Genomic DNA, 2,578 nt, shown 5'->3' with positions numbered 1-2,578 from the left:
GCATTTGACGCCTGGAATGCCGCCACTCGAGCTGCTTGAAGTCCGGGCATCAGCATTCCTTGGTGGGTCGGAAGTTAACGTGACAACACCCAACAAGCGCATCATGTGTCTCCACGGCAGCGAAATGGAACGGGTCTTCTAGATCGGGATCATCCGGCAGATTGATAAGTACACGCCCCGGACCAGAAAACCGCGCAAGACTGTCGATGTGGTAATCGGTGATGTCTTCGCCCCAGACACCAGGCGACCAGATCATCCGGTCCGCGCCGTAGGCGGTCAGCAACCGCAGCTCGATCTCGTCGCGGCTAAGGCCGGGATTTCGGTTGTCGTTCACCCAGCTGCTTTCGTTTGCAATCAACAGACCATGCCCATCCTGCTCCACGCCCCCCGCTTCTCCGCGTAATCCGGTTGGCAAGAGCTGCAGCCCCAGACGTTCAGCAACACGCTCGGCAATCAGGCTATCGCGGGCATTCACTTGTTTTTCGCCCCAGCCATTGAACTGGACATGGCTGATGGCAAGAGCGCCTGCGCCGTCTACCACAAAGATCGGTCCTGCGTCGCGGCACCAAAGATCTTCAGTGGGGATGTCCCATAACTCTACTTTCTCCGAAAGCTTTGCCTGTGCCCCTGCATGATCCTCAGCAGCGGCGAGCATCGTTATCGGCTCGAACTCACTGATCGCATTCGCGATATCGGCAATCGTCTGCTGAACCATGTCGAGAAAGACAGGGTCAGGATGAACCCTGCGGTTTACGGGCCATTGCATCAAGGTAAGCTGGTGCTGATCTTCTTCCGGCGGCACGTAGAACCCAGAATTGGCCGACGCCCTATTCATCCCGAGCAATCCCACCATTCCGAATGCCCCGCTGCCGACAATCATACTACGCCGCTTCATAAACCCTCACAATCGTTTGAGAAATGGCTATCCAGTCTGTTTTTTGCGGGATAGTAGACATCGGCGCAAGGTGAAGCATCGCTTAGATAAGGCTTTCTGCGAACTTCGGATGCGATGCGGCATCCATTGCTCGCAAACCCACTACCCTGATGAGGAGCGGCCCATACCGGACCTTCGTGGCTTAGTGAGGCGCTGCAGCGCAGCTTCCCCGAACCGGACATTCGCTGCGCCAGCGATATCGACGCGTTTCCAGAGGTCTGAACAGCGGGACGAACCGGACATCAACGTTTAGCGAGCCAATGTCCGGTCATTGCTCGTCAGCCTTCAAGCGGGGCTTTGTTGATGCGACTGACATCCTCCATAATGTCGAATATATGATCGGCGGTTACTGTGATCCCTATCGCTTCCAGCCGCTTCAGGTGCATACTTTTGTAACTTTCAAGGTATTCGCTGTTCCGAAACAGGTATGTGGACCCATAGTGATTGGTGCCATCTTCGACAGTCCAGATTTTCCAGATTATTCCTGGCTCCTCCGCAATACTCTCGGCTAGTTGCTCGGTTCCGGCGAGAAACTCATCGGTGATCGGACCGTCATAGGTCATATGCAAATCCCAGATTTTCAGCGTACTCATGTTCAGTTTCCTTTGCGAGGTTGAAGAGGTTCAGCGGTTCTTCCCAAGCTGGACGAAGCTCAGGACCGATAGCAGCGCGAAGAAGATGGGGTCGGACCAGCCAAACCCGGTGAAAACCCCTGTCAGGCAGGCATAAAGCGTGATGAGGACGCCAAGTAGATTGGTCCACATCAATCCTGTAAGAATGGCGAGAGCGGCCTCACTACCATGTTCAACGTCCCGAAACAGGAAGCTGATGATCCCAATACCGCCCAGAAATATCGAGTTATGCTGTGACAGGAACACAGCATATTGGTCGTTTAATTGCAGGCCGTAGTTCGGCCAGAGGATGGTCGGGGCAAAGAACAGCGCGAGCGCAAAAAACATGTAGATCACGCCATGCGCGGTAAGGAAGGTTTTGTTAGCCATGTCAGGTCTTTCTAAGGTTGAGGCAGCTTTTTTCGGAGCTGATTGAGTGTCTTGATCGACTGGCGCTTGTCCTGCGCGCTGATTCCTCCGAATATCTGGTCCAGAGCTTGATTGTGGATTGGCAGGAATTCGGACACTTTTTGGTGTCCGGCTGCAGTTAGGCGCAGAACGCGCGCCCGTCTGTCAGTTTCATCGACGCTCTTTTCCACCCATCCGGCCTGGATCAGGTTTTTGACGACAACATCCAGATTGCCAGAGGTAGATAGGGTCAGTCGCATCAAATCATTGATCGACAACGGGCCCTTGTTGCTTAGCGTTTCAAGTGCGTCCCATTGCGGCGCGGTAAGCCCCGCCGAACGAAACGTTGGTACCATCGCGCGCATGAACAATTGGTGACTGCGAAGCAGGGCAAGCACCAGGGCCTGGTTCTCTCGGGTTTGGTTTTCGTGTCTCATGCCGCGCATATACCCCTAGTTAGGGATAAATTCAAGTGCGCCTCATGGATTTGACCTAAACCGCTAATTCGCTTGATGTGCAGCATTGTGCAAATTTGGGCTCTCTGCAGACCTCGGAGGCAGCGCAGAAATCCTCTGATATGGTGCCTCGTCAACGTCGGGTTGTCGCTTTGGGAGGGCATGGCGGA

The 2,578-nt window shown here is 54.3% G+C and carries 3 protein-coding genes and 1 pseudogene; all 4 read right to left on the bottom strand.

Features of this window, described 5'->3' with window-relative positions:
- Positions 1-91 precede the first annotated feature (91 nt).
- Positions 92-895: pseudogene (locus ACR1XY_RS24315) on the bottom strand (agmatine deiminase family protein); the annotation flags it as partial.
- Between the two features lie 317 nt (positions 896-1,212).
- Positions 1,213-1,527: a monooxygenase gene (locus ACR1XY_RS24310; protein ID WP_480597344.1), complete on the bottom strand. Its 315-nt coding sequence runs from the start codon at positions 1,525-1,527 to the stop codon at positions 1,213-1,215.
- A 30-nt stretch (positions 1,528-1,557) separates the two neighbouring features.
- Positions 1,558-1,935 (bottom strand): hypothetical protein, encoded by a 378-nt coding sequence (locus ACR1XY_RS24305; protein WP_480597341.1) that lies wholly within the window; start codon positions 1,933-1,935, stop codon positions 1,558-1,560.
- A gap of 11 nt (positions 1,936-1,946) precedes the next feature.
- Positions 1,947-2,390, bottom strand: coding sequence for a MarR family winged helix-turn-helix transcriptional regulator (locus tag ACR1XY_RS24300; protein ID WP_480597339.1), 444 nt, complete (start codon positions 2,388-2,390; stop codon positions 1,947-1,949).
- Positions 2,391-2,578 lie beyond the last annotated feature (188 nt).

This window comes from Ruegeria sp. AD11(2025) (assembly GCF_056542405.1).
Note: the sequence above shows the minus strand (reverse complement) of the source record. Positions and strands in the feature narration are given on the sequence as shown.

Bases quoted from the DNA above. Each gene is read 5' to 3' on its own strand.
- ACR1XY_RS24310 (WP_480597344.1), bottom strand. From the start codon at position 1,527: ATGAGTACGCTGAAAATCTGGGATTTGCATATGACCTATGACGGTCCG.
- ACR1XY_RS24305 (WP_480597341.1), bottom strand. From the start codon at position 1,935: ATGGCTAACAAAACCTTCCTTACCGCGCATGGCGTGATCTACATGTTT.
- ACR1XY_RS24300 (WP_480597339.1), bottom strand. From the start codon at position 2,390: ATGAGACACGAAAACCAAACCCGAGAGAACCAGGCCCTGGTGCTTGCC.